Source organism: Rhodococcus baikonurensis (assembly GCF_040489275.1).
GTDB lineage: Bacteria > Actinomycetota > Actinomycetes > Mycobacteriales > Mycobacteriaceae > Rhodococcus_F > Rhodococcus_F baikonurensis.
Genome location: NZ_JBEUOQ010000003.1, coordinates 575,372 through 592,472 on the forward strand (window position 1 = coordinate 575,372; position 17,101 = coordinate 592,472).

The window sequence follows — 17,101 nt, forward strand, 5'->3', positions numbered from 1 at the left end:
GCACTGCTGCATACGGCAAGCAACAACAGTCCAGGAGGACACAAAGTGGCGAAGGCGAAGTTCGAGCGGACGAAGCCGCACGTGAACATCGGCACCATTGGTCACGTCGACCACGGCAAGACCACGACGACGGCGGCCATCACCAAGGTTCTCGCGGATGCATTCCCCGACCTGAACGAGGCTTCGGCCTTCGATCAGATCGACAAGGCTCCCGAGGAAAAGGCTCGTGGCATCACGATCAACATCTCGCATGTTGAGTACCAGACGGAAAAGCGCCACTACGCGCACGTCGATGCACCGGGTCACGCCGACTACATCAAGAACATGATCACCGGCGCAGCTCAGATGGACGGCGCTATCCTCGTCGTCGCAGCTACCGACGGCCCGATGCCCCAGACGCGCGAGCATGTCCTGCTCGCTCGCCAGGTTGGCGTTCCTTACATCCTCGTCGCCCTGAACAAGGCCGACATGGTTGACGACGACGAGATCCTCGAGCTCGTCGAGATGGAGGTCCGCGAACTGCTGGCCGCTCAGGAATTCGACGAGGAAGCCCCCGTCATTCCGATCTCGGCACTCAAGGCACTCGAGGGTGACCCGAAGTGGACGCAGTCCATTCTCGACCTGATGGCTGCTGTCGACGAGTCCATCCCGGACCCGATTCGTGAGACCGAGAAGCCCTTCCTCATGCCCGTCGAGGATGTCTTCACGATCACCGGCCGTGGCACCGTTGTCACCGGTCGTATCGAGCGTGGCGTTGTCAACGTCAACGAAGAGGTCGAGATCGTCGGCATCAAGGAAACCTCGACCAAGACCACGGTCACGGGTATCGAGATGTTCCGCAAGCTGCTCGACTCGGGCCAGGCCGGCGACAACGTCGGACTGCTCGTTCGTGGCATCAAGCGCGAAGATGTCGAGCGTGGACAGGTTGTCGTCAAGCCGGGCACCACGACTCCCCACACGGAGTTCGAGGGCCAGGCATACATCCTGTCGAAGGACGAGGGCGGCCGCCACACCCCGTTCTTCAACAACTACCGCCCGCAGTTCTACTTCCGTACCACGGACGTTACGGGCGTCGTGACGCTGCCTGAGGGCACCGAGATGGTCATGCCCGGTGACAACACCGAGATGTCCGTCAAGCTCATCCAGCCTGTCGCCATGGACGAGGGCCTGCGCTTCGCAATTCGCGAAGGCGGCCGTACGGTCGGCGCCGGCAAGGTTGCCAAGATCATCAAGTGAGACTCTTGTCTCGCTAGCTGATTCACAGCACTGAGAAAGGCGCTCATTCCCTTCGGGGAGTGAGCGCCTTTTCTGTGTCTGTAGTCAGGCGGTCTGGTGGCTGGTGAGGTTCTTGCCTACTTCGTTGCTTCGACCCGGTCGAGATGTAACAGGACCTGTACCGCGACGGGTGAGCCGTCGAGGCTTCGCCTGGTCGCACGGGCGATGCCTTCGGCCTGAGTAGTGAAGCCGACGACGTCGATCGCCGGGTCCGCCGTGACGATGACGCACAGCGTCGGCAGTCCGCGATCGACCGTCGCTTTGCTTCGGGTGCTTCGCACGCCCGGCAGTTGCGCGAGTTCGGAGGCCACGCCGTCGGCGACTGGTCCCAGATCCACACTGACGTCGGTACCGGATTCGTTGTGCCGCAACGTGACTGCGCTCGTTCGGCGCCGGCGAAGGTTCAAGTACAACAGCCCGAAACCGGTGAAGACGCAGAGTACGAAGGTGCCGGACAGCACCCAGTGCCACCAAGGCTCCTCCGGAAGGCCGAAGAGGACCTCCCGATCGAGTCGTGACACCCAGGTTCGAATCAGTGAGGCACCCGCGTCCCATGCGATGGCGTAGGCGCCTGCCGCCAGGAGCACGATTCCGAAAATCAGGACGATGGTCCGATCGACCGCGGAAATCCAACGGTTCACGAGGCGTCCTTTCGTCGTACGGCAGCTTCTCGCACGACAACCGAAAGTTGCAGTGGCTGCTGCAGTATCGCGAGATGTGGTCGTACTGCCGCGTCCACGGCCGCGGCAAGTTCGGCCCGATCGCCACCGGTCGATTCGATGTGGACTTTGACGTGTCTGCGGTCGACGCTCGTGTGGGCCGAATCGACGCCGGGAACGACCGCTGCGTGGCTACTGCACAGGCGTGCAATGTCCGTCGGTCGCATCCATACCGTCGATGCTTTCGGGTTACCCAGTGGGACATGGGTTTTCGCGCGCCGTTTGATCGCCGACATTATCAGGACCACACCCGCGACAACGGCAGCGATCGCTACCGGAAGCAGCCAAGGTTGCCAGTGCAGCCGCGACGTCCACTCCACGGAGTTTCGGATCCAGGGTGCCGATTCGAAAGTTCCGCGGTTGATGAACCATTCGCGCGAGACCACGAAGGCGAGTGCGAGTAGACCGCACGCGATGACGACGGCCGAAACCGCGGCCGCCGGGTTCGCGGAGGGAACTCGGGGTGGAATCGGATCCGAGAGTGCCTCCTGCGCCGGGCCTTCGGCGATTTCGACGCCCGAAGCACATGACTCGTCGGTGCCCTCGGTTGCCGCGATCATGACGTTCATGTCGTGGAGGGGCAGGCCGGTCAGCGACTCGACACTGCGTCCGACTTCTGCCCGCACGCGGCCCGTCAGGTCGGTGACCGAACACGGCCAAGACACAGCGAGGAACAGATTGATGGCCACGGCGTCACTGCCCATCGAGATGTCGGCTCGCGGAAGGTCGCGCCCGGTCAGGCGGGTCAAACCGCCTGACTGACGGACCACTCCCGGAACGTTCACCGCTGCGGCCGTGGCGATCTTGGCCATCGCACGGTCCTTGATGACCAACGAGCCGCGTAGGCCAGGATCGTCCGCTGCGCTGGGATCGGACGGCTCAGCCACGGCCACGGCTTCGGAGGATCGCGCCGAGATCGAGATGCCCGTCGCGGTGTGCTCCGATCGCCATACCGGCGGCGCCGAGCAGGACTGCGAAGACGAATCCGCTGAACCCACCCATGATTCCGGCGAGCGCGAGGAGCAGACCGACCAGCAGTCCGACGGTGGTGCTGTTCATGTCAGTTCCCTTCTCGAATGTTCGGTGCAATGTCGGTGACGGTGGCAGGCTCGGTGACTGCACTTTCGGAAACATCCGGTAGGTATCCCGCTGTCGACAGGTCTCCGACCGTCACGTTCACCGGTACGTCGACCAATCTCGCCACCACCGCTCGGACACGTTCGGCGACGCTGCGAACGTCGGCCGGGTAGTGAACGGAAATGTGTACAGCACAAGAGTTTTCGTCGACGACAACGCCGGTGATTCGACGTCCCGGTAGGTAGGTTCCCACCTCGCCGAACTGTCCGCCGTGTAGATCTGCCACTTCCGGGATCGCAAGAACTGCGTCGGCGACAACCTCGGCCGCGTCGATCTCGCGGCCGGCGTCGGCGGTACTCACTGAACCCTCGGCTTGGCTTCCGGATCGGTACTGCCGCCGCTCTCGGCATCCTCGAAGAGCATGACGTCGAAGACCGTGATGTTGACCTCGGTGACCTCGAGGCCGGTCATGCTTTCGACTGCGGCAATGACGTTTCGACGGATACCCACCGCCAGTTCGTGGAGTGCGACGCCGTATTCGGCGACAATGCCGATGTCGATGGCGGCTTGTTTCTCGCCCACTTCCACCGCCACGCCCTGGGCATGGTTGACGCGGGCGCCCGGAATGCGGTCGCGAAGTGCCCCTACCGCACGCGCTGTGCCCCCGCCGACGTCGTACACGCCGTTGATCTCGCGTGTTGCTATACCGGCGATCTTGGCGACCACGGCGTCGGCGATGATCGTCTTGCCCTGGGTGCTGACTAGTTCCGCGCCACCGTCGGCGCCGAATCGGACGCTGTTCTTTTCACTGGAATCGCTGGTCATGGGGGCTCCCTGCTCATGTGTCAGTGCGTGCGTCTGAAGTATCTCCAACTGTAGTGACTGGTAGGTGGCCATGCGGGATGCACCACACCTACTCCGGCATTTGGTATGGCAGAGTCGGAGGCAAATAGTGACGGCGTTCATAGTGAGCGCTGCAAGTGACGTGGGTCGGACAGGGTGGTACGTGGTGGCACGGATAGTGATCGTGGGTGCGGGTTTGTCGGGGCTGCGGACCGTCGAGGAACTACGGCGAGCGGGTTTCGAGGGTGAGTTGACGCTCGCCGGTGGGGAAACGCATCTGCCTTACGACAGGCCTCCGTTGTCGAAGGAAGTGATCCGCGGTGACAAGGACGAGACGACCTTGCGTCCGGCCGAGTTCTACGTCGAGAACAAGGTCGACCTCAAGCTCGGTTCGCCGGCGACGTCCGTGAACACTGCGGCGAAGTCGGTGGCGTTCGCCGACGGATCCACCCTGGACTACGACGAGTTGGTGATCGCGACCGGACTGACGCCGCGTCGCATCGCCGGCCTTCCGGACCTCTCGGGGGTACACGTGCTGCGCTCCATCGAGGAAGCGTTGGCTCTTCGCGCCGATCTGGCCCCCGGCAAGCGTGCGCTGATCGTCGGGGCCGGCTTCATCGGCTGTGAACTGGCCGCGAGCATGAAGTCTCACGGCGTCGACGTCGTCTTGCTCGAACCTCAGCCGACGCCGCTGGCGTCGGTACTCGGCCCCACTGTCGGCGCCCTCGTCGAGCGTCTGCATCGGAACGAGGGCATCGACGTCCGCGTCGGTACCGGCTTGACCTCGTTGTCCGGCGACGGAGCGGTTGCCGCTGCGACCTTGAGCGACGGTTCGGAGATCCCGGTCGACGTGGTCGCGATCGGAGTCGGTTCGGTGCCGGTAACGGGGTGGCTCGACGGTTCGGGAATCGAACTCGACAACGGAGTGCTCTGCGACGGCGTCGGCCGCACCAGTACCGAACACGTATGGGCGGTCGGCGACGTCGCGTCCTGGCAGATCGGTGATCGACGCAAGCGCGTCGAGCACTGGACCAATGCGGGCGACCAGGCCAAGATCCTGGCGGGAGCGATCACCGGAACGGGTGATCCGGATGCTCCGGCGCAGGTTCCGTACTTCTGGAGCGATCAGTACGACGTCAAGATCCAGGCATTGGGCACCGTCGCACCCACGGACACCGTTCACATCGTCAAGGACGACGGCCGCAAGTTCGTCGCCTACTACGAGCGCGACGGCGTGTTGGCGGCTGTCGTCGGCGGAGGCAGTGCGGGAGCGGTGATGAAGATGCGTGCAAAGATCGCGGCCGGCACGCCCATCTCGGACGTGTTGGAGTCCACACCGGCCTGAACGGATGCGGCAGGACCGGTTCCGAGACGATAGATTTGTGCGGTGATCGTTGCACTCATCGACTCGGGACTGGGCCTGCTCCCTACCTCTGCGTGGCTCAGACGCCTGCGCCCGGATCTCGATCTGGTGCTGTCCCTGGATCCGGACGGCGCCCCCTGGGGCCCCAAGCCCGAGCCGTGGGTCGTCGACCGGGTACTCGGTGCTGTGCGGCGGAGCCTCGATCGTGGGGCACAGGTCATCGTTCTTCCGTGCAATACCGCCAGCGTCACCGCGCTGCCGCACGTCCGCGAACTGGTCGGACCGGGGGTGCCGGTCATCGGAACGGTGCCCGCGATCAAGCCCGCCGCCGCCGCGTGCGATTCCGTGGCGATCTGGGCTACAGCCGCCACGACCGCCAGCCGGTACCAAGCTGATCTGATCGAACAGTTCGGAAACGGCGCAAAGGTCGTCGGAGTGCCGTGCCACGGCCTCGCCGATTCGATAGATCTCGGTGATCGCGCTGCCGCACTCGCTGCCATCGATTCCGCAGTGGCGCGAACACCGGACGACGTCAGCGGCGTTGTCCTCGGCTGCACGCACTACCCACTGCTCGCCGAAGAAATCGCAGCGCGGTTACCCGCCGACGTCACACTCTTCGACAGCGCCGAAGCCGTTGCACGACAGACTTTGCGGCGGATCGACGGGCTCGGTGCCGCGGGTGAAGGATCGGGAACCGTCGAGGTTTTCGTGAGCGGTCGTCCGGGCGCACTACCGCCCAGCGCCGAAGCCTTCGACGCCGGGCGGTTGTTGGGCGCGATCAAAGCCTGATCCAGCCGCCCCCTGTCAATGGGCAGCTACGCCGCTCTGTCAATGGGCAGCTACGCCGCCGTGACCCCCGTGATGCATCCGCGCACTCATCACCGGCATCGCACTCACCGCGACCACAACGGTCAGGACCCCGACCACCCAGGCCGTCCACGACGCACCGCGTAGCGCGTCGAAGTTCATGACCCAGGGTGAAATGAACATCAAGACGCCGAAAACGCCCATCGCGTAATCCGCCATGGCCATGTCCGGACGAGCCATGTGTGCCAGACCCGACAGTGCAACCAGGACACCCAGGACGACGAGTGACCACATTGCCCGATCGGTGGTGTCGAGCCACATCGGCGAGAGAGCCGCAAAGACGCCGAGAACCACCGCGACGGCATCTTGCATTCGATTCCACGACTTCATGACGAGACCTCCAAAGACGAGAGTGTGTCCACCTGTAGTACACGCCCGCGGCAAGTCGAGATCAACTCTCCGCCAATTGCATTCGCGTTGCAGTTAGAAGCGGTGCGGAGGCTTGAATATCAAGATTTGTGACCATTCGTCCGGATTGCCACGAGGCCGCGCGGAGCGCTTGCCGCGATATGTCCCGAGAGTGCCATGAGGGTGAGAGTGGTGAATGCGATAGCGGCGGTGATCATGGGTGGTCCTTTCACTGACTGTCCTCGAGTGTCGTCTGCCGACCTGTGGCCGAGCAGGGCGCACGGTGTGAGGACGCTGAGAGAATCTAAGAGTTCGCACCGCAACCCGTGAGAAGGTTCTGGAGTGACGCAATCGAGTGCCCAGGACGTGATCGAGCAGTTGGCCGATCTCGCGGATCCCGCGGATGCCGTCTATCTACAGCGGTTCTTCAAGACGGAGCCGGGGGAGTACGGCGAGGGTGACGTGTTCATCGGAGTGCGAGTGCCGAAGACGCGCTCGGTGGTGAAGAAACATGTCGGCCTCGCGTTGCCTCAGGTACGCCTCCTTCTCGACAGCGACGTCCACGAGCACCGGTTGGCCGGGCTGCTGATCCTGGTTGCTCAATTCGAAAAGGTCAGTCGCCCAAAATTTTTCGACGGCGAGAGTCGCGCCCGCATCGCCGACTTCTATCTCGGCGCTGTCGAGGACGGGCGGGTGAACAATTGGGATCTCGTGGATTCGTCCGCCGGACAGATCCTCGGCGGCTGGTTGTACGACCGAGATCGTCGGCTGATCTTCGAGCTTTCCGATTCGGGTGACCTGTGGCGACGACGGGTGGCGCTGCTGACGACGTACGGGTTCATCACTCGTGGCGACGCGTCGACCACGCTCGAGCTCGCCGCGCAGGTGCTGGGCGATCGACGGGACCTGACACAGAAAGCCATGGGTTGGATGCTCCGCGAGGTCGGCAAACGGGTGGATCGGGATTTGCTGACCGACTTCCTCGCAGAGAATGCAGCAGACATGGGACGCACAGCGCTGAGCTACGCGTGCGAACACCTGACCGCAGACGAGCGAGCGCACTTCCGAGCGGCCCGCTAGCGAAGTACCGCTCGGTAGGTTGTGGGACGATTCTCGGTATGCCCGCCACCCGTGTCGAGGCGTCTCGAATTGTGACGATCGGTTCACTGATCGCTGCCGGCGTCGCAGCTCTGTGTTATCTGGTGTACTCCGTTCGAGCCGTCGAACCCGTAGATTTTCTCGTCTACCGCTACGCCGCCCAGGCATTCGCAGCGGGATCGAACATCTACGAGGGCAATCTTGTCGGCCCGTTGATCGTCGACGAGGGCATGCCGTTCACCTACACCCCGTTCGCGGCGATCTTCCTCTGGCCGACTGTTCTCTTCGGCTGGTGGACGGCCTATCTGCTGTGGTCGGGCTTGTGCATCGCGGCGGTGGTGTGGACGGTTGCGAGGTTCACTCCCGCTCGCGTCCCGAAGAGGCCGCTCGTCATGGCGGCATTGGTCCTGGCCGTGTCGGTGACGCCCATCGTCAGTGCACACATCTCTTTCGGCCAGGTGAACCTGGTGCTCATGGTGCTCGTACTGCTCGACGTGACCCGTAGTGAGCATTCGAGGTTCGGCCGGTGGTTTCCGCGAGGACTTCTGATCGGTATCGCGGCCGCGATCAAGCTGACGCCGGCGCTGTTCGTCGCCTACTTCGTCGTCACGAAGCAGTGGCGACTCGCGATCTGGAGTTCGATCGGATTTGCCGCGGCGACTGCCGTCGCGGCAGTGGTGGACCCGGCCGTCAGCTGGACCTTCTGGTCGGACGTCGTCTGGAATCTCAGTGACCGGGTGGATTTGAGTGGGCAGGCGATCGCGAGCGCCGGCAACAGTTCGCTGCAGGGCGGACTTGCGGCGCTGGGCACATGGACAGCGTCTCTGACGATGCCGTTGACAGTGCTGTGTGCGGCGGTAGCGCTCTGGATCGCCCGAGACGTCTATCGCGTCGGGCGCGCGGTCGATGCGGCGTTGGTGATCGGATTGAGCGCGCCGATTCTTTCGCCGATCAGCTGGATTCACCACTGGGTGTATCTCGTGCCTGCTGCCGTCACGGTTCTCTTTCGGCTTCGATCGCCGCTGCAGTTCGGTTCGGCCGCTCTGGGCTTGGCAATCGTCTACTGCGGGCCGAGCATGGGCCAGCAGTTCATCGAGACGTCGCCTCTCCTGCTGCCGGTGGGGTTGGTCCTGCGGGAGGGTTTCCTGATCGTGACCCTGGTACTGATCTTCGCACTGTGGCGGTTGCCCACGACGGCGCCTGCGTGGGTGTCGGGGCGGGACTCCGAAGATGGCTCGGATGATGACAAAGCCCCCGATTCCGCAGGGAATCAGGGGCCGTCATGCATCGAAGCAGGGTTCAGAACTCGATCTTCAGGTGATCGGTGATCGGCTTCGCCTGGCAACCGAGGATGTAGCCGTTCGCCACGTCCTCGGCGTCGAGGATTTCGGAGTTGTCCATCTGAACTTCGCCTTCGGTGACGGTGCAGGCACACGACCCGCACTCACCTTCCTGGCAGGAGTACGGAACATCGAGACCCTTGGCGAGCATGATGTCGACGAGCGTCTGCTTGCGCGGCCAGACGAGGGTGTGGGTTTCACCGTCCAGTTCGACCTCGACGGTTGCGGCGTCGGCTGCTTCTTCGTCGGAGACCTCGGCTACCTCGACGTCACGAAACGGGTCGCCGGCGAGTGAATTGAAGACCTCGGCGTGAACCTGCGTGCGGGGCATGCCGGCCTCTGCCAGTGCCTTGTGGACGGCGTCCATGAAGGGGCCTGGACCGCACATGAAGGCCTCGTACGCGACAAATGGCTTGGCCAGTGTCGCCAACTGTGAGACGGCGGGGAGTCCCTGCACGGTTTCGATCCAGTGGACCACCGTGAGGCGGCCGGGGTGTTGCGCTGCCAACTCGCGAAGTTCGGCGCCGAAGATGACGGACTTCTCGTCGCGATTCGCGTAGATCAGCACGACGTTGCCGTTGCCCTGCGTGAGGGCGGACTTGAGGATCGAGATCACCGGAGTGATTCCGCTGCCTGCACCGAAGAGCAGGAAGTCGTGATCGAGCGACTTGGGCGTGAAGACACCTGACGGCGGCAGCACTTCGATGGTGTCGCCGACCTGGAGCTTGTCGCACAACCAGTTGGAGCCGTAACCGTCGACGGTTCGCTTGACGGTCACCTTGGGGGCGTCGTCGGTGAAGGGCGAACTGGCCAGGGAGTAGCAGCGTGCGACCGAGCCGGTCTGATCGCTCGGGATGCGCAGGGTCAGGAATTGACCGGGCTTGTAGTCGAACTTGTCCTTCAGTTCTGCGGGAATCTCGAACACCAGCGACCGGGCGTCGGAAGTCTCTTCGATGACTCCGGACACGGTGAGTACCGCCGATCGCGAGCTGTGCGGTACCTCGACTGTCGTCATCGCGAAGCTAGTCCTCTCGTGAAGCTGGGTAAAGCGCAGGTCAGTGAAGTGCAACATCTAGAACGTGTTCTAGTTCAATGTTAGCAGTGATGAAAAGCTACTGGGGATCGTAGTCGCCGAGCAACACGTTCCCGATCAGCGGGAACCACGGCGGTCTGATCCAACCGTCCTGGCGGTCCGGGGCGGCGATCACCTGCCCGAACGGGCGGTTCACGGGCGGCGTCCGGGCGGTTGAGCTGCCGAAGCCTGTGCACGGGCTGTTTGTCGGTACACAGTGGGAACCAGGTGAGACGCCGGTCACAAAGGATCGGCTCGAATCCCTCCCGTAGTCACATTCGTGCACATCCCTGAGGAGATACCGATGGCTATCGAGCTCAACCAGATCTGGGACTTTCCCATCAAGGAGTTCCACCCCTTCCCGCGCGCCCTGATGGGTGTGGGCGCTCACGACATCATCGGTGTGGAGGCCAAGAATCTCGGCTTCAAGCGCACCCTCCTGATGACAACCGGTCTGCGCGGTTCGGGCATCATCGAGGAACTCGTCGGCAAGATCGAGTACCAGGGTGTCGAGGTCGTGCTCTACGACAAGGTCGAGTCGAATCCCAAGGACTACAACGTCATGGAGGCCGCGGCTCTCTACCAGAAGGAGAAGTGCGACTCGATCATCTCGATCGGTGGTGGTTCGAGCCACGACGCCGCCAAGGGTGCTCGCGTCGTGATCGCACACGACGGTCGCAACATCAACGAGTTCGAGGGCTTCGCCAAGTCCACCAACAAGGAGAACCCGCCGCACATCGCCGTATCCACCACGGCCGGAACGGGTTCCGAGACGTCGTGGGCATACGTCATCACCGACACGTCGGACATGAACAACCCGCACAAGTGGGTGGGCTTCGACGAGGCGACCATTGTCACCTTGGCGATCGACGATCCGCTGCTCTACTACACCTGCCCTCAGCACTTCACCGCGTACTGCGGCTTCGACGTACTCGCGCACGGCAGTGAGCCTTTCGTGTCTCGTCTCGATTTCGCGCCTTCGCTCGGTAATGCGATCTACTCGGTCGAGTTGGTCGCGAAGAACCTGCGCGAGGCTGTCTTCGAGCCGCGTAACCTCAAGGCTCGCGAGGGAATGATGAACGCGCAGTACATTGCCGGACAGGCCTTCAACTCCGGTGGCCTCGGCATCGTTCACTCGATCTCGCACGCGGTCAGTGCTTTCTTCGACAGCCACCACGGTTTGAACAACGCCATCGCGTTGCCGCGTGTGTGGGAGTACAACCTGCCTTCGCGCTACGAGCGCTACGCCCAGTTGGCCGGCGCACTCGGTGTCGACACTCGCAACCTCACCACGGTTCAGGCCGCAGATGCTGCCGTCGAGGCTGCCATCCGACTGGCCAAGGACGTCGGTATCCCCGACAACTTCGGTCAGGTCCGCACCGACTCGTACGCGAAGAACCAGATGAACACCAAGAAGTACGAGGGTCGTGGTGATGTCATCAAGGGTGACGAGAAGACTGTGCGCGCCATCTCCGAGCACATTCAGGACGACTGGTGCACCCCGGGTAATCCCCGTGAGGTCACCGTGGAGTCGATGATCCCGGTTGTCGATCACGCGATCAACAAGTCGTACTTCTAGCAGGGCCTTCGGCCCCGTGCGCGGTTAAGGAGTCCAGAGGCTCCCTAACCGCGCACAGGGGCTGTGCCCCTATCGAAAGGTATTCCATGTCCGGTCGCAGTTTCTCCAGCGGAATCGAAGTGAAAGACGCTCTGCGGGAGCAGGATTACATTGCCGATGACGAGTTCGCGGTAGTCGTTCATCTGGCGACGGCGCTGGGGCGTCCGCTCCTGCTCGAAGGGCCGGCGGGTGTCGGCAAGACGGAACTGGCGAAGTCGCTGGCTGCGATCGGCGGACGCAAGCTGGTGCGCTTGCAGTGCTACGAAGGGTTGGACGACAATCGCGCCCTGTACGAATGGGACTACGCGAAGCAACTCCTGCACGTGCAGATGCTCCGCGACCGGATCAGTGATCAGGTTTCCGAATTCGACAGTGTCGCCGAAGCGTCGAAGTTTCTCGCCGATCAGGATTTCGGTTTGTACTCCGAGAACTTCCTGTCCGTGCGGCCGCTGCTCGAAGCGATCCTCTCACCCGAGCCGGTCGTGCTTCTGGTCGACGAGGTGGACCGCACCGAGGAATCGATGGAAGCGTTGCTCCTCGAGATTCTCGCCGAACAGCAGATCACCATTCCCGAGGTCGGTACGTTCGTGGCCCGTTCGCAGCCCTGGGTCATCCTGACATCCAACGACACTCGCGAACTCTCGCCCGCGCTCAAGCGTCGTTGCCTGCATTACCATCTCGGCTATCCGACGTCGGAGCGTGAACGCGAGATCGTCACTGCGCGAGCGCCGGAAGTGGACGCCGCTACTGCCACCGAGGTTGTCGAATTGGCTCGCATCCTGCGTGACCTCCCGCTGCGCAAAAGTCCCTCCATCTCGGAGGTCATCGACGCAGCCAGGGCGGCAACAGTCCTCGCGGCCAGTGGATTCGACACCGCTTCCGACGCCAAGGTGCGCGACATCCTGCTCACGGCGTTGCTCAAGTACTCGTCGGATGTGACGCTGGCCAAGGAACGATTCGACGGAAAGCTTCTCGAATCTCCGTCGCGTGACGGTGGTGAGCCGATCGAGCGAGCAACGGTGGCAAGCAAACCCGCCAACACGACGACGGCCGTGTTCCGGGGGACCGGTGGACGAGACCCCCATCAACAGGGAATCCGCGGCGGCAGCGGAATCCGTTCGACGCGATGACGACGCTCGGTGGCCTCGCCGTGTGGCAGCCGTCGTTTGTCCTCGACGTGGTGTCCGCGAGTTTCGGCCGATTGCTGAGGGCGGCCGGAGTTTCCGCGTCACCGGCCGAGGTCATCGAAGTTCGGCGTGTGCTCGCGATGGTGGGCGCTTCGGATCGTGAGACGTTACGAGCCTGCCTTCGGGCAGTGTGCGCCAAATACTCTCACGAGCAGGCCGGTTTCGAGCGGGCGTTCGACGCGTTGTTCCGGCCGCCTGCGGAGAAGGCCCACGCCGAACGGCCGGCGTCGCGAGCCGAAGTGGCGGACGGTCTGCCCACCGCCCTCGGGATCGACGAGGATCAAGAAGTAGGCCGGTATGCCGAGTACAACGAGCGTGCAGCCGAGGTCGGCGACTACTTCGACACTCCGGAGGCGGAGAAGGGGTTCAACCCGCACAAGGACGACGACGACGTATCGATGACATCCAGCGATGCGGAACTGTCGGTCGATACCGGTTCGGAGACAGGCCGGCGGGGAGTCAGTTACACGGTCGACGTTGATCGTGCCGCGTCGGCAGTGGTCGGTGACCTGAGCACCAGTGTTGCTGCAGCAGTGGTCGGCTCGTTGTCGTGGGACGATCCGACGTCGATCCTCGCCTGGTTGGATGCCTACGACCCGAGCAAAGCGTATGCGGACGTCTCCGACGACGGGCCACTCACGCAAGCACAATTGAACCGGCTCGTCGAGGCGGTCGAAGCGTTCGTACAAGCGCTCTCGGCCGCTGCACTCGCCGAATCCGCTCCCGACGCGCCCGACAGTGAATCTGCTGCAGGCGCAACGCACAACGACATCGAACTCGCGTGCCACGAGGTGCTTCGGCGGATGAGAGGACCGTCCAGGCCTCGTCCTCGGGAGCGCTCTCGAGGACATCTCGACATGCGACGCACGGTGCGTTCGAGCCTGCGCACCGACGGGATACCCTTCCATCTGGTCGTGAAAGCTCCTCGCCCCGATCGAGTCCGACTGCTTTTGATCGCAGACGTGTCGCTGTCCGTGCGCCCCATCACCGCGTTCACTCTGCGCTTGGCTCAGGCAATGCATCGCCGGGCTGATCGTTGTGAAGTTCTCGCGTTCGTCGATCGTCCGGTCGACGTGACCGACACCCTGCTCGCCAGTAGTGGTGACGGTGCATTGGCAGCGGTGCTCGCGCACCCGGGCCTGGATCTGGAAGCCAGCAGCGACTACGGGCGGGTGCTCACAGAATTGTTGGACGAACACGGAAACACCTTGAACTCGAGAACTTCCGTCATCATCGTGGGCGACGGTCGGTGCAACGGGTTGCCCCCGCAGGTGGACAAGCTGGAAGAGGTGCGACGCAAGGTCCACCGTCTGGCTTGGATCACGCCGGAACCACAGCGCTACTGGAACCAGGCGTCGTGCGCGATGCCGGAGTATTCGGAGATCTGCGACGAGGTTGTCGTTGCCCGAGATGCTGCGCAACTGATGGCAAAGGCGGCCGAACTAGGGCATGCACTTCGCTGATGTCATCGCACTTCACTGATGTCACTGCACTTCACTGATATCACTGCGATCTGTCGTGAACTAGTTTGATCTCATGTCTGAAATCAGGGGATCGATCTGGCGACCGATCGCGGCACTGACCGTGCTCGGCGCCGTGTGCGGGCTGGTGGCGCTCGGCGTGTTTCAGTGGTGGTGGAACTCGTTGGCATCACCTCACATTCTGACCGGCGGATCCTATCGGGAACCGTTTTCCGACCCGACGTTCACCGGACCCGATTTCATAGACCTCTTTCCGGCAGAGCCTGCCCCGTGGCTGTATTCGGGATTGGTACTCGGTCCGACAGCGGTCGGCTTGCTTGCCGGGATCGTGTTCGTGGTGGCCGGACGATCGATCAGAGCGCTAGCAATGCTCGCGAGCCCAGTCGGGGATCCGCCAACGGGCGTAGCGCCAAGCGCAGCAGGACCAAGGCGTTGTCGTCGCCGGCGATCCTGTTGACTTTCAAGGTATTGCACTCGACGCACTGGTGAACGAGCATCCATTCACCGTCTCGCCGGACCGACAAGCACAGCGCCGCCATGGCACCTCTGCACTGTTGTGCTCGGTCGCCCGGAACGCGACCATCCACGTGGCGGCTGGCCAGGCAGTTCGGGCAGTGGTTCCGATGAGCGGTACCCGGCGCCTCGGTGGAGATGTCCAAACGGCATGTGAGACAACGGAAACTCGATCCGTGCTCGCCACCTGTTCCGTGTAATACGTGTTTGGTGCGTTGCGGTGTCCGCCGGGACCGGGTGGTGGGGTTCCTACGTGGCATCTGCGGTTCACCCCTCACAGGTCGCCGAAGGCTTCGAGCGGGAAGGGCGGTTGCGCGAGAGGACGCACTGCCATTCTCATCAACAACAACTGGTTGTCGTCTCGGCTGACGGGGTTGGAGGTGAGCTCGAGGCACTGTGCGCAGCGGTGGATGATCATCCAATCGCCACTGCGCAGCACAGCGATCGAAATGGGAGCCATGCGCATGCCGCAGTCTGACGGCCCACCGTCCACCTGGTCGAACAGGTGTAAGGAATGCAGGCAACTGGGGCAATGGTTTCGGCGATCGCCCTCGGGGCCGTACGTCATGACGGTGAGTCCGCACTGTACGCAGGAGAAGGTGTCGGTTTTCGAGATGGATTTGTGTGATTGAGGCACTGGAGAACTCCTAGCTGAGTGAACAAGGCAGGTAGGAGCAGGCCGAGGGGCCTCGCGCTGTCAGTCCGTCGTCTCGGGGATCAGCAGGTGAGGGTCGAGGTCGCGGACTGTGCAAAGGCGGGAGGCGCGCTCGGCGCGGGCTGGGTCATAAACACCTTCTGGATCGGTACTGCGGACCGCTCTGGCCGCAACCGAAAGTACAACGCGACCCGATCGCCGCGCCATCTATTTTTCGGCGATGTGTACCTGCCTGAACGGGTAGGTAGGCGCCTCTCCTTCGGTGGGTGTGCGGCGACTGACGTCCGCGTAGGCTCGGGGCCAGCGATTGTAAGGTGAATCACACCTGTTGGTGCACGTGAGAGTTGATGCACTGAGAGCGACGGACGGAAAGTTCCCGAGCGGAGATCTCAGGGCAGCGAGAGGAGAGTGGGGTCGTGTCCGTGGCATATCCGGATGCTGTGAACCACGGTGTTCATCGCCGCGGCACTGCTGCTCGACTGGTCAAATTTCACGCCCCCGAGATCGTCTTCGGTATCGGTTCCCTGGTCGAGGCAGCACACGCGACTCTGCGGTTCGGCGGGTTCCGCCCGTTTCTGGTCACCGATCCCGGCTTGATCGACGCGGGATGGGTCAGCGAACTCGAGGACCATCTCACGGAGCAGGGATTGACCGCGACGGTGTGGTCAGGGCTGACGCCCAACCCCAAGGACTTCGAGATCGCGGCTGGATTCGAGGTGTACCAGGAAGGTGAGTGTGACGTCATCATCGCGCTCGGTGGCGGTTCCGTCATCGACGCGGCTAAAGGTGTCGCCGTCCTCGCTGCCAACGGCGGCAACATCCTCGACTACGAAGGCGTCGATCAGGCGACAAAACCGATCCCGCCGTTGGTGATGGTTCCCACCACGTCCGGCACCGGTGCGGACGTGTCGCAGTTCTGCATCGTCACGGACACGACCCGCGGCACCAAGATCACCATCATCGGCCGGGCGCTGGTGCCAGATGTGACGGTCATCGATCCGCGGTTGCTGACGACGATGCCCGAGTGGCTCAATGCGGCAACAGGATTGGACGCACTGACGCACGGAATCGAAGCCTTCGTATCGCTGGCGCACAATCCTTTGACCGATCATCACGCGCTCCGCGCTGTCGGCCTCGTGACGGAGAATCTGGTGCACACGATCCAGGACCCGATGGAGATGGAAGCGCGGTCTGTGATGGCGCAGGCCAGCCTCGAGGCCGGTTTGGCGTTCACCAACGCGATACTCGGCGCCGCGCACGCCATGAGTCATCAGGTGGGCGGCATGCTCGACCTGCCGCACGGCGTCATCAACGGGATTCTGTTGCCCCACGTCATCCGGTTCAATTCCACGACGGACGCCGCCCCCTTCGTTGCCATCGCTGCTGCGTTGAGTCTTCCCGAGCAGCGCGGCACCCCGGAGGAAGCAGCGCTGGCAGTGGCCGACCGGGTCGAACGGCTCGCGCGCGAGGTCGGCGTGCCGAAGGGTCTGGGGGAGTTGGGTGTTCGCGAGGAAGATCTGAGCAGGCTCGCCAGCTTCGCGTTGCTCGACGCCTGCATGTCCACCAATCCCAGGGAAGCGACGCAGGAGCAGATGGTGGCGTTGTTCCGAGGTGCCTTGTGAAGAAGAGGTGCGTTGTGAATCGG

At 63.0% G+C, this 17,101-nt stretch carries 19 protein-coding genes; 10 read left to right on the forward strand and 9 right to left on the reverse strand.

The window, feature by feature from the left end:
• Positions 1–45: 45 nt before the first annotated feature.
• Positions 46–1,236 carry an elongation factor Tu gene (tuf, locus tag ABWI03_RS10435; protein WP_003941926.1) on the forward strand — a complete coding sequence of 397 codons (1,191 nt, stop codon included), beginning with the start codon at positions 46–48 and terminating at the stop codon, positions 1,234–1,236.
• A 116-nt stretch (positions 1,237–1,352) separates the two neighbouring features.
• Here tuf and ABWI03_RS10440 read toward each other — a convergent pair whose 3' ends face one another.
• Genes ABWI03_RS10440 through ABWI03_RS10460 form a run of 5 tightly spaced genes read right to left on the reverse strand, consistent with a single transcriptional unit; the run spans position 1,353 to position 3,896 of the window.
• Positions 1,353–1,916, reverse strand: coding sequence for a hypothetical protein (locus ABWI03_RS10440; protein WP_298774305.1), 564 nt, complete (start codon positions 1,914–1,916; stop codon positions 1,353–1,355).
• Complete coding sequence (locus tag ABWI03_RS10445; protein WP_124568248.1) at positions 1,913–2,887, reverse strand: DUF6286 domain-containing Asp23/Gls24 family envelope stress response protein; 975 nt, start codon at positions 2,885–2,887, stop codon at positions 1,913–1,915. The genes ABWI03_RS10440 and ABWI03_RS10445 overlap by 4 nt, the downstream gene beginning before the upstream one ends.
• Positions 2,874–3,053: a hypothetical protein gene (locus ABWI03_RS10450; RefSeq protein ID WP_003942043.1), complete on the reverse strand. Its 180-nt coding sequence runs from the start codon at positions 3,051–3,053 to the stop codon at positions 2,874–2,876. The genes ABWI03_RS10445 and ABWI03_RS10450 overlap by 14 nt, the downstream gene beginning before the upstream one ends.
• Position 3,054: 1 nt before the next feature.
• On the reverse strand, positions 3,055–3,432 hold the full coding sequence (locus tag ABWI03_RS10455) for a hypothetical protein (RefSeq protein WP_124568249.1): 378 nt from the start codon (positions 3,430–3,432) through the stop codon (positions 3,055–3,057).
• Complete coding sequence (locus ABWI03_RS10460) at positions 3,429–3,896, reverse strand: Asp23/Gls24 family envelope stress response protein (protein ID WP_003941912.1); 468 nt, start codon at positions 3,894–3,896, stop codon at positions 3,429–3,431. The genes ABWI03_RS10455 and ABWI03_RS10460 overlap by 4 nt, the downstream gene beginning before the upstream one ends.
• Positions 3,897–4,080: 184 nt before the next feature.
• On the opposite strand from ABWI03_RS10460, the gene ABWI03_RS10465 reads away from it, so the two are divergent.
• Positions 4,081–5,259, forward strand: a complete 1,179-nt coding sequence (locus ABWI03_RS10465; RefSeq protein WP_234036938.1) for an NAD(P)/FAD-dependent oxidoreductase — start codon at positions 4,081–4,083, stop codon at positions 5,257–5,259.
• A 42-nt stretch (positions 5,260–5,301) separates the two neighbouring features.
• Positions 5,302–6,066 carry a glutamate racemase gene (locus ABWI03_RS10470; protein WP_298774315.1) on the forward strand — a complete coding sequence of 255 codons (765 nt, stop codon included), beginning with the start codon at positions 5,302–5,304 and terminating at the stop codon, positions 6,064–6,066.
• 39 nt (positions 6,067–6,105) lie between these two features.
• Here ABWI03_RS10470 and ABWI03_RS10475 read toward each other — a convergent pair whose 3' ends face one another.
• Positions 6,106–6,474, reverse strand: a complete 369-nt coding sequence (locus tag ABWI03_RS10475; RefSeq protein WP_019744276.1) for an SPW repeat domain-containing protein — start codon at positions 6,472–6,474, stop codon at positions 6,106–6,108.
• A 360-nt stretch (positions 6,475–6,834) separates the two neighbouring features.
• On the opposite strand from ABWI03_RS10475, the gene ABWI03_RS10480 reads away from it, so the two are divergent.
• Together ABWI03_RS10480 and ABWI03_RS10485 are read left to right on the forward strand one after the other, a co-directional pair.
• Positions 6,835–7,572, forward strand: a complete 738-nt coding sequence (locus ABWI03_RS10480) for a DNA alkylation repair protein (protein WP_298774323.1) — start codon at positions 6,835–6,837, stop codon at positions 7,570–7,572.
• A 38-nt stretch (positions 7,573–7,610) separates the two neighbouring features.
• Positions 7,611–8,918 (forward strand): glycosyltransferase 87 family protein, encoded by a 1,308-nt coding sequence (locus ABWI03_RS10485; protein WP_298774326.1) that lies wholly within the window; start codon positions 7,611–7,613, stop codon positions 8,916–8,918.
• Here the strand turns inward: ABWI03_RS10485 and ABWI03_RS10490 are convergent.
• Positions 8,890–9,945 carry a ferredoxin--NADP reductase gene (locus ABWI03_RS10490; protein WP_095970470.1) on the reverse strand — a complete coding sequence of 352 codons (1,056 nt, stop codon included), beginning with the start codon at positions 9,943–9,945 and terminating at the stop codon, positions 8,890–8,892. The genes ABWI03_RS10485 and ABWI03_RS10490 overlap by 29 nt on opposite strands.
• A 361-nt stretch (positions 9,946–10,306) precedes the next feature.
• Between ABWI03_RS10490 and mdo the strand changes: the two genes are divergently transcribed.
• From mdo to ABWI03_RS10510, 4 genes are all read left to right on the forward strand, one after another.
• Entirely contained in the window at positions 10,307–11,581 is a 1,275-nt protein-coding gene (gene mdo, locus ABWI03_RS10495) for an NDMA-dependent methanol dehydrogenase (RefSeq protein WP_003942095.1), read from the forward strand.
• A gap of 86 nt (positions 11,582–11,667) precedes the next feature.
• Complete coding sequence (locus tag ABWI03_RS10500; protein ID WP_124568254.1) at positions 11,668–12,750, forward strand: MadB family AAA-type ATPase; 1,083 nt, start codon at positions 11,668–11,670, stop codon at positions 12,748–12,750.
• Positions 12,747–14,270, forward strand: a complete 1,524-nt coding sequence (gene madC, locus ABWI03_RS10505; RefSeq protein WP_298774333.1) for a MadC family VWA domain-containing protein — start codon at positions 12,747–12,749, stop codon at positions 14,268–14,270. The genes ABWI03_RS10500 and madC overlap by 4 nt, the downstream gene beginning before the upstream one ends.
• 73 nt (positions 14,271–14,343) lie before the next feature.
• Positions 14,344–14,745: a hypothetical protein gene (locus ABWI03_RS10510; protein WP_298774336.1), complete on the forward strand. Its 402-nt coding sequence runs from the start codon at positions 14,344–14,346 to the stop codon at positions 14,743–14,745.
• On the opposite strand, the gene ABWI03_RS10515 is transcribed toward ABWI03_RS10510, so the two are convergent.
• Both ABWI03_RS10515 and ABWI03_RS10520 read right to left on the reverse strand, forming a co-directional pair.
• Positions 14,642–15,061, reverse strand: a complete 420-nt coding sequence (locus tag ABWI03_RS10515) for an RNHCP domain-containing protein (protein WP_095970469.1) — start codon at positions 15,059–15,061, stop codon at positions 14,642–14,644. The two genes, ABWI03_RS10510 and ABWI03_RS10515, sit on opposite strands and share 104 nt — an antisense overlap.
• 14 nt (positions 15,062–15,075) lie before the next feature.
• Complete coding sequence (locus ABWI03_RS10520; protein WP_166811251.1) at positions 15,076–15,438, reverse strand: RNHCP domain-containing protein; 363 nt, start codon at positions 15,436–15,438, stop codon at positions 15,076–15,078.
• A gap of 434 nt (positions 15,439–15,872) precedes the next feature.
• Here ABWI03_RS10520 and ABWI03_RS10525 point away from each other — a divergent pair, with 434 nt between their 5' ends.
• A complete protein-coding gene (locus tag ABWI03_RS10525; RefSeq protein WP_003942060.1) occupies positions 15,873–17,078 on the forward strand; it encodes an iron-containing alcohol dehydrogenase in 1,206 nt (401 codons plus the stop codon).
• Positions 17,079–17,101 lie beyond the last annotated feature (23 nt).

Coding starts and splice junctions, on each gene's coding strand:
- ABWI03_RS10460 (WP_003941912.1), bottom strand. CDS start 3,896: ATGACCAGCGATTCCAGTGAAAAGAACAGCGTCCGATTCGGCGCCGAC.
- ABWI03_RS10450 (WP_003942043.1), bottom strand. CDS start 3,053: ATGAACAGCACCACCGTCGGACTGCTGGTCGGTCTGCTCCTCGCGCTC.
- madC (WP_298774333.1), top strand. CDS start 12,747: ATGACGACGCTCGGTGGCCTCGCCGTGTGGCAGCCGTCGTTTGTCCTC.
- ABWI03_RS10510 (WP_298774336.1), top strand. CDS start 14,344: ATGTCTGAAATCAGGGGATCGATCTGGCGACCGATCGCGGCACTGACC.
- ABWI03_RS10515 (WP_095970469.1), bottom strand. CDS start 15,061: ATGCCACGTAGGAACCCCACCACCCGGTCCCGGCGGACACCGCAACGC.
- ABWI03_RS10500 (WP_124568254.1), top strand. CDS start 11,668: ATGTCCGGTCGCAGTTTCTCCAGCGGAATCGAAGTGAAAGACGCTCTG.
- ABWI03_RS10475 (WP_019744276.1), bottom strand. CDS start 6,474: ATGAAGTCGTGGAATCGAATGCAAGATGCCGTCGCGGTGGTTCTCGGC.
- mdo (WP_003942095.1), top strand. CDS start 10,307: ATGGCTATCGAGCTCAACCAGATCTGGGACTTTCCCATCAAGGAGTTC.
- ABWI03_RS10490 (WP_095970470.1), bottom strand. CDS start 9,945: ATGACGACAGTCGAGGTACCGCACAGCTCGCGATCGGCGGTACTCACC.
- ABWI03_RS10485 (WP_298774326.1), top strand. CDS start 7,611: ATGCCCGCCACCCGTGTCGAGGCGTCTCGAATTGTGACGATCGGTTCA.